Source organism: Corallococcus sp. 4LFB (assembly GCF_046520365.1).
GTDB classification, from domain to species: Bacteria; Myxococcota; Myxococcia; order Myxococcales; family Myxococcaceae; genus Corallococcus; species Corallococcus caeni.
Genome location: NZ_JBKGHJ010000389.1, coordinates 1 through 8,257, shown reverse-complemented (window position 1 = coordinate 8,257; position 8,257 = coordinate 1). Strand labels below are relative to the sequence as shown.

Here is an 8,257-nt window from a genome sequence, read left to right as displayed (position 1 = left end):
CCCGCCACCTCCCGCGCGCAGGCCCCGGCCCAGGCGAAGTCCCCCGGCGCCACGGAGGAGGACGGCGCGGAGGGCCCGGATGAAGTGCCGCCGCCGCCGCCCATGCGCCCGCCGCCCCCGTCCTTCGAACAGTCGCGCGCGCGCGTGATGACCGCCTTCGCCGAGGAGCCGGTGGACAGCGACTGGAGCGGCCGCGCCACGCAGACGCTCAACGAGACCCTGCGCCAGCACCTGCCCTCCGGCTCGCGCGTGAAGGCGCTGGACTGCCGCGCACGCTCTGCCGCGTGGAGCTGGTGCACCGGAGCGCGGCCGACAGCACGCCCTTCATGATGGACGGCCTGCGCTCGTGGCCGGGCTCCATCTTCGTGGCCAGCGAGGCGCAGGAGGGCACGGACTACGTCGTCACCCTCATCGCCGCGAAGGAGGGCACGCGCCCGCCGCTGTAGCCCGTCCCCGTCCGCGCGGATGGGCGGCCCCCCACCGCGCGGGCGAGGCCGGCACGCGCCGGAAGCAAGTGCGCACGGCGCCCGGCGGATGCCCTACAGTCCGCCCGCGATGAGCAGCCGCCCCACACCCTCCCGCCGCCCCCTCTCCGGAGCGGGCCCCGTCATCCTCCACGCGCCCACCGACCCCGGCTGGCTGCCGCTGGCGCTCGCGAACTTCGACGCGGTGCTGGTGGACCACGCCCACTGCGAGAAGAAGGCCGCCGCCAACGCGCTGTCCATGCTCCAGGCCTACCCGGACCTGCCGGGCCTGCCCTCGCAGATGGCCCGCCTGGCCCGCGAGGAGAGCGCCCACCTGGCGCGCGTGCTGGACCTGATGGCCGCGCGCGGCCTCACCCTCACCAAGGACGCGGGCGACCCGTACGCGCAGGGGCTCCAGAAGCACGTGCGCACGCCCGCCCCGGAGCGGCGCGTGGACCGCCTGCTCGTCGCCGCCATCATCGAGGCGCGCTCGTGCGAGCGGCTCTCCCTGCTCGCGGAGGGGCTCACCGACCCGGCGCTCGCCCGCTTCTACGGGGAGCTGGCCCAGTCGGAGGACGGCCACCAGTCCCTCTTCCACCGCCTGGCCGTCACCGCCTCCAACGGCGACGAGGCCGCCGTGGACGCGCGCCTGCAATACCTCCTCGCGCAGGAGTCGCGCGTGCTCGCGGACGTGGGGCTGCGCGCGGCCATCCACTGAAGGCTCACGCGGCCTCAGTGGAACGGCCACACCAGGGGCACGGCGAAGACGAGGAACCCCACCAGCACCGCGGTCAGCGGCGTGCCCAGCCGGAAGAAGTCCGTGAAGCGGTAGTGCCCGGGCCCGTAGACGAGCACGCAGCTGGGCTCCAGCGGGGTGATGAAGGAACAGCTCGCCGCCAGCGTGACGCCCATGGCGAAGGGGCGCACGTCCACGCCCAGCTGCGCCGCCGCGTTGAGCGCCACCGGCAGCACCACCAGCGCCGCGGCCTGGTTGCTCATGGGCGCGGACAGCACGATGGTCAGCACCATCAAGAGCGCCAGCACCGCGCGCGGCCCGCCATAAGCGCCCAGCCGCGCCACGTGGTCGCCGACGAACTTCCCCGCGCCGCTCACCTCCATGGCCAGCCCCAGCGCCATCATGCACCCGATGAGCAGCACCACCCGCCAGTCCACGCGGAACGCGGTGCGCGCGTCCACGCACCGGGTGCCAATCATCAGCAGCATGCCGGTGAGCCCCGCCAGCGACAGCGGCACCCACCCCAGCGACCCCGCCGCCAGCGCCCCCAGGAAGATGACCACCGCGAGCAGCGCCTTCGCGTAGCGCGGCGGCTCGTACTCGTGGCCCTCCAGCACCATCAGCGTATGGCCCGGCGCCAGCTCCGCCACCTTCTGACGCGGGCCGCGCAACAGCAGCACGTCCCCCACGGCCAGGGGCAGCGTGGACAGCGAGTGGCTGTAATAGGCGCGCCGCAGCAGCTGCAGCTTCGTGAGCCGCTGGATGCCGGGGCGGCGGTGGAGCCCCAGCGCCACCAGCCCGAAGCGCTCCACGAACAGCGCCTCCTTGAGGCTGCGCCCCACCAGGGGACTTCCGGGGGGCACGCTCACCTCCGCGAGCATCGACTCCGGCCCCCCCAGCTCCGCGTCCGACAGCCGCACGTCCGGCCGCAGCTCGATGCCCCGCAGGTCCTTCACGCGCAGCACGTCCTCGCGCCGGCCCTCCACCACCAGCCGCTCGTCGCCCCTCAGCAGGTACGACGGCTTCGCGTTGAGCGTCTCGCCGTCGCGCACCACGCCAATCACGCGCAGCCCCAGCCCCTCGCTGATGTCCGACAGGGGCTTGCCCACGTAGCGCGAGTCCGGCGGCAACACGGCCTCCGTGAGGTACTCGCGCAGGGAGAAGCCCTCCGTGCCCGGCCTTCCCTCGCGCGCGGGCAACAGCCACCGCCCCAGCAGCAGCACCACGCCGATGCCCAGCACCGCCGCCGGCAGCCCCACCGGCGCCAGCTCCGTCACGCCAATGGGCGCCATCCCCTGCCGCTTCAGCGCCGCGGACACCACCAGGTTCGTGGAGGTGCCGAACAAGAGCACCGTGCCGCCCAGCATGGACGCGTACGCCAGCGGCAGCAGCACCTTGCTGCGCGGCACCTTCGCCCGCTGCGCGGCGCCAATGGCCACCGGCAGGAAGGCCGCCGTCGTCACCGTGTTGGAGATGAACGCGGAGAACACCGCCACCACGCCCATCATCGCCAGCACGAACGCCTGGTGCCCGAAGCGCGCGAAGAACGCCATCCGCTGCCCCACCAGCTGCACCACGCCCGTGGAGGCGAGCCCCTGCGTCATCGCCAACAGCGTGAAGATGAAGATGACGGTGTCGTTGCTGAAGCCCTGGAACGCCTGCGCCGGCGTCAGCACCCCGAAGAGCGCCAGCAGGCACACCACCACCAGCGAGGTGAACTCGATGGGGATGGAATCCATGGAAAAGAGGACCAACGCGACGACAATGACGGCCAGGACGAGGGCGATGGACATGGAGTGGGTGCGCCCCCCCAACCTGAACACGGAATGACACGCTGCCAGCGCGTGCCGCACCGCGCCGTTTACTGATGGGCGACCGGGCGCTGATAAGTGGAATTAGGCCAGAGCGGTCGAAAGTCCGGTTGACTGCCGGACGTCGGTTGCTTTTGGGGTTCCGCTCCAGAAGGTTTGGTGTTTCTTCCGAGAGATACCCCGAGGAGACATCCATGGCTTCGACGCAAGCGGCCGCCGCCACCGAGCAGGCGCCCACGAAGAACCCCACGCTGCTGGCCTGGGTGGCCAAGATGGCCGCGATGACCCAGCCGGACCGCATCGTCTGGTGTGACGGCTCGGAGGCGGAGAAGCAGCGCCTCACCGAGCAGGCCGTGAAGGACGGCACGCTCATCCCGCTCAACCCCCAGAAGCGCCCGGGCTGTTACCTGCACCGCTCCAACCCCAACGACGTGGCGCGCGTCGAGCACCTCACGTTCATCTGCACGCCGAACAAGACGGACGCGGGCCCCACCAACAACTGGATGGAGCCGGAGGCCGCCTACACGAAGCTGGGCCAGCTGTTCGAAGGCTGCATGAAGGGCCGCACGATGTACGTGGTGCCCTACGCCATGGGCCCGCTGGGCGGCGCCTCCACGAAGATTGGCGTGGAGCTGACGGACAGCGGCTACGTGGTGCTCAACATGCGGATCATGACCCGCATGGGGAAGGCCGCGCTGGACATGCTGGGCGACAGCGACGACTTCAACCGCGGCCTGCACTCCACGGGTGACGTGAACCCGGACCGCCGCTACATCTGCCACTTCCCCCAGGACAACACCATCTGGAGCTTCGGCTCGGGCTACGGCGGCAACGTGCTGCTGGGCAAGAAGTGTCTGGCGCTGCGCATCGGCAGCTACCTGGGCCGCGAGGAGGGCTGGCTCGCGGAGCACATGCTCATCCTGGGCGTCACCTCCCCCAAGGGTGAGACGACCTACATCGCGGCGGCCTTCCCGTCCGCGTGCGGCAAGACGAACTTCGCCATGATGATCCCGCCCAAGGAGTACGCGGGCTGGAAGATTGAAACCGTCGGCGACGACATCGCCTGGATGCGCCCGGGTCCGGATGGCCGCCTGTACGCCATCAACCCGGAGGCCGGCTACTTCGGCGTGGTGCCGGGCACCAACTACAAGACCAACCCCAACGCGATGGAGACCATCGCCAAGGACACGCTCTTCACGAACGTGGCGCTCACGCCCGACGGCGACGTCTGGTGGGAGGGCAAGGACGGCGAGGTCCCCGAGGAGCTCACCGACTGGCAGGGCAAGCCCTGGAAGAAGGGCAGCACGGAGAAGGCGGCGCACCCGAACAGCCGCTTCACCGCGCCCATGAGCAACAACCCGGTGCTGTCCGGCAAGGCGAACGACCCCCAGGGCGTGCCCATCAGCGCCATCATCTTCGGCGGCCGCCGCTCCAACACCGTCCCGCTGGTCCTCCAGGCCTTCAACTGGACCCACGGCGTGTTCCTGGGCGCCACCATGGGCAGTGAGACGACCGCGGCGGCCACCGGCAAGGTGGGCGTCGTGCGCCGCGACCCCATGGCCATGCTGCCCTTCTGCGGCTACCACATGGGCGACTACCTCCAGCACTGGCTGGACATGCAGAAGTCCATCCCGCAGCTGCCGAAGATCTTCCAGGTCAACTGGTTCCGCCAGGACAAGAACGGCAAGTTCATCTGGCCGGGCTTCGGTGAGAACATGCGCGTGCTGGAGTGGATCGTGAACCGCGTGCACGGCCGCGTCCCCACGCAGGAGACGCTGCTGGGCTGGGTGCCGCGCCAGGACCAGGGCCTGAACCTCAACGGCCTGGACGTGCCCGCGGAGGCCGTCGCGGAGGCCACCTCCATCAAGGAGGACGAGTGGAAGTCCGAGCTCAAGAGCCAGGAGGTCTTCTTCGAGCAGCTGGGCACCAAGGCCCCCGAGGCCCTGATGCTCCAGCGCAAGCTGCTCATCGCGCGCCTGGACGGCTGACCGCCGCCTGACGCCTGGGAAGGCCCATCCGGGGCCGCTTCCTCCCCTGTCGCGACAGGGGCGGGGGTGGCCCCGGTGCTTTTTCGGGGGGCCAGCGCTTCGACGGCCGGAATGTTCGGCGCTAGGCTCCCCGCCCCATGAGACTGGTTTTCGTGTTGTCGCTGGCGCTTGCGTTGTCGCCGGGGTCCGCCCTGGCGCAGCGGGGTGGCTCCAAGGTCAACGTCCAGGCCCTGTTGAAGGAGGGCAAACGCCTCTACGACGCGGGCAAGTACCGCGAGGCGGCGGAGGCGCTGAAGCAGGCCAACGAGGCGCAGCCGCACCCGCGGCTCGTCTACAACATCGCCGTGGCGCTGGAGTACGCGGGCGAGCCCCGCGAGGCGATGAGCTACTACCGCCAGTACGTCACGTCCTCCAGCGAGGACACCGACGCCACCCTGCTGAAGAACAGCAACCGCGCCATCGACCGGCTGCGGGTGCAGCTGGACCGCGAGGACCAGGCGCAGGCGGTGGCGGACGCGGACAGGAAGCGCCTGGAGGCGGAGGCGGAGGCCGCGCGCCAGAAGGCGGACGAGGAGCAGGCCGCGGCCCGGCGCGCGGAGGAGGAGAGCGAGCGCCAGCGGCAGGCGGAGCTGGACCGCGCGGTGAAGTCCTACCGCAACCAGCGCATCGCGGCGTTCGCCACGGGCGGCGTGGCGGTGGTGGGCGTGGGCGTGGGCGTGCTCTTCGGCCTGCAGGCGCGCGACCAGCGCGAGCAGTTCGACAACGCCGGCACGCTCGCGGACAAGCAGCGGCTGTCGGACAGCACCAGGAGCAAGGCGCTGCTCGCGGACATCGGCTTCGGCGTGGGGCTCGCGGGGGCCATCACCGCCATCATCCTGTATCCCAAAGAGGGCCCTCCCGCGCAGGGCGAGGTCCGCGTGACGCTCGCGCCGCGCGGCGCCGGGGTCGGCATGGAAGGACGTTTCTGATGCGCGCGCTGGGAATGATGACGCTGGGCATGGCGCTGCTGTCGTCCGGGTGCAGCTTCACCACGGCGGGCGGCCTGTCCGAGTGCACGACGAGCAGTGACTGCGGCAGCAACAGCGTCTGCACGTCGGGCTTCTGCCTGCCGCAGCCGGCGGGGTGCGACCAGGTGGTGGGCGCCACGTCCGCGGCGAACCCCATCGTGCTGGGCGCGGCGCTGCCGCTCACCAACGCGAGCGGCAACGCGGAGATTGAACAGCAGCGCTTCAACGGCCTGAAGCTGGCGCTGGACGAGGTGAACCAGGCGCAGGGCGTGGGCGGCCGTCAGTTCCTCATGTACGTCTGCGACACCGGGGCGGACGTGAACCGGGCCGTGACGCAGGCGACCTGGATGGTGAACGACAAGGGCGCGGTGGCGCTGTTCAGCGCCGGCAGCGCGCAGACGCTCGCCATCAGCGAAATCACCGTCCCCAGGAACGTGCTGCTCATGAGCCACACGGCCACGAGCTCCGCGTTCACCACGCTGTCGGACAAGAACGGCGGCAGCGTGGGCCTGGTCTGGCGCACCACGCCCTCGGACGTGCTCCAGGGCCGCGTCATCGCGGACGTGCTCCAGGGCGTCACGCCCATCAACGACCCGGGCGTGACGTTCACGCCGCCGACCAGGGTGGGCGTGGCGTACGTGAACGACTCGTACGGAAACGGCCTGTACGACGCCATCCAGAACCGCATCCCCAACAAGGACAACGTCGCGGGCGCGCAGTACAACCGCAACGAGTCCGTGAGCGGCGCGGTGAGCCGGCTGGTCATCTTCAAGCCGGACCTCACGGTGCTGGCGGGCTTCCCCGAGGACAACGCGCGGCTGCTCCCGGAGGCCGTGGGCCAGGGCGTGTCCGTGGCCAACGGCAACCGCTGGTTCCTCACGGACGCGAGCAAGGACCTCACCCTGCTGACGAACCTGGGCGCCAACAAGGCGCAGCTCAACGGCGCCTACGGCACGGCGCCCGCGTCCGCGCGGCCCAGCGACTCCACCTACAAGCTGTTCGCGGACCGCTTCCTCACCGCCTACAAGACGGACCCCGGGCAGTTCTCCTTCACCGCGCACGCGTACGACGCCATGTACCTGGTGACGCTGGGCGCGGCGTACGCGGTGGGCAACGACCCCAACAACCCGCAGCCTGTGACGGGTCCCCGCATCGCGGAGGGGCTCACGAAGCTCACGCCCCCCGCGGGCCAGTCCGCGACCACCTACTCGCTGGGGTCCACGCAGTTCACCGCGGCGCGCGAGGCGCTGCGCACCGGCGCCACCATCAACGTGCGCGGCGCCAGCGGCGAGCTGGACTTCAACAACGACACGGGCGAGGCGCCCTCCCCCTACGAGCTGTTCAAGGTGGAGAACAGCGCCTTCAAGACCGTGCAGCTCATCAACCCGCCGGTGGACTGAGCACCCGCAGGAGCGGCACCAGGGCGGCGGTGAAGACCTCGGGCGTCGGCAAGAGCGACAGCACGAGGTACGCACCGCCGCCGAAGTCGAAGAAGTACCCCGGCTGCACGCGCACCCCCTCCTCCAGGAGCCGCAGGCAGGTGGCCTCCTCGCCGGGGTGATGGGGGATGCGCAGCACCGCGCTCCAGCCGCCGTGCGCGGGCACCACGTCCCACGCGGCGTCCGCCGGACGCGCTCGAAGCAACCGCGCCCGGTGGCCCTTCACCCGCTCCAGCACCGCCTGCTGGAAGCGCGGCGCGTGGGCCAGCAGCGCCGGCAGCGCGAGCTGCACGGGCGTGGCCACGGACAGCGCCGCGTCCGCCACGTCCTCCAGCCGGGCCAGGGCCTCGTCGCGCGCGTGCGCGGGGCCGCCCACGTGCAGCCACGCCAGCTTGAGGCCGGGCAGGCCCGCCACCTTGGACAGGCCGGAGAGCGAGAACGTCAGGCACGGCAGGGCCGTCCCGCCACGGACGTCACCCGCCCCGCCTCCGCGTCCCACGCGAAGTCGGAGAACACCTCGTCGCTGATGAGCGCCAGGCCGTGGCGCGCGCACACGTCCGCGAGCGCGTGGAGCTCGTCCTCGTGCAGGAAGTGGCCCGTGGGGTTGCCCGGGTTCACCACCAGCACCGCGCGGGTGCGCGCGTCCACGGCGGCCTCCACCTGCCCCGCGTCCAGCCCGAAGCCATGCACGGCGGGCAGGCGGAAGGGGCGCGCGTGGACGCCCTCCAGGCGCGCCAGCACGTCCACCAGGGGGTAGCCCGGCGCGGGGACGAGGACGTTGTCCCCCGGGTCGCACAGGAGCTTCAGGAGCC

The 8,257-nt window shown here is 71.3% G+C and carries 6 protein-coding genes and 1 pseudogene; 5 read left to right on the top strand and 2 right to left on the bottom strand.

From position 1 onward, the window contains the following. Nucleotides 1–330, top strand: a 330-nt coding sequence (locus ACLEQD_RS31485; RefSeq protein WP_410389201.1) for a hypothetical protein, incomplete at its 5' end; no start/stop codon positions are given. Between the two features lie 225 nt (nt 331–555). Beyond that, on the top strand, nt 556–1,182 hold the full coding sequence (locus ACLEQD_RS31480; RefSeq protein WP_223740549.1) for a tRNA-(ms[2]io[6]A)-hydroxylase: 627 nt from the start codon (nt 556–558) through the stop codon (nt 1,180–1,182). A 14-nt stretch (nt 1,183–1,196) separates the two neighbouring features. Here ACLEQD_RS31480 and ACLEQD_RS31475 read toward each other — a convergent pair whose 3' ends face one another. Further along, entirely contained in the window at nt 1,197–2,993 is a 1,797-nt protein-coding gene (locus tag ACLEQD_RS31475; protein WP_410389200.1) for an SLC13 family permease, read from the bottom strand. A gap of 212 nt (nt 2,994–3,205) precedes the next feature. Between ACLEQD_RS31475 and ACLEQD_RS31470 the strand changes: the two genes are divergently transcribed. The 3 genes from ACLEQD_RS31470 to ACLEQD_RS31460 all read left to right on the top strand — a co-directional run bounded on the left by ACLEQD_RS31470 (nt 3,206) and on the right by ACLEQD_RS31460 (nt 7,406). Then, a complete protein-coding gene (locus ACLEQD_RS31470) occupies nt 3,206–4,999 on the top strand; it encodes a phosphoenolpyruvate carboxykinase (GTP) (RefSeq protein WP_410389199.1) in 1,794 nt (597 codons plus the stop codon). Between the two features lie 137 nt (nt 5,000–5,136). Then, nucleotides 5,137–5,967: a tetratricopeptide repeat protein gene (locus tag ACLEQD_RS31465; protein ID WP_410389198.1), complete on the top strand. Its 831-nt coding sequence runs from the start codon at nt 5,137–5,139 to the stop codon at nt 5,965–5,967. After that, nucleotides 5,967–7,406, top strand: coding sequence for an ABC transporter substrate-binding protein (locus ACLEQD_RS31460; protein ID WP_410389197.1), 1,440 nt, complete (start codon nt 5,967–5,969; stop codon nt 7,404–7,406). The genes ACLEQD_RS31465 and ACLEQD_RS31460 overlap by 1 nt, the downstream gene beginning before the upstream one ends. On the opposite strand, the pseudogene ACLEQD_RS31455 reads toward ACLEQD_RS31460, so the two are convergent. After that, nucleotides 7,387–8,257, bottom strand: a pseudogene (locus ACLEQD_RS31455) (pyridoxal phosphate-dependent aminotransferase); the annotation flags it as partial. The gene ACLEQD_RS31460 and the pseudogene ACLEQD_RS31455 sit on opposite strands and share 20 nt — an antisense overlap.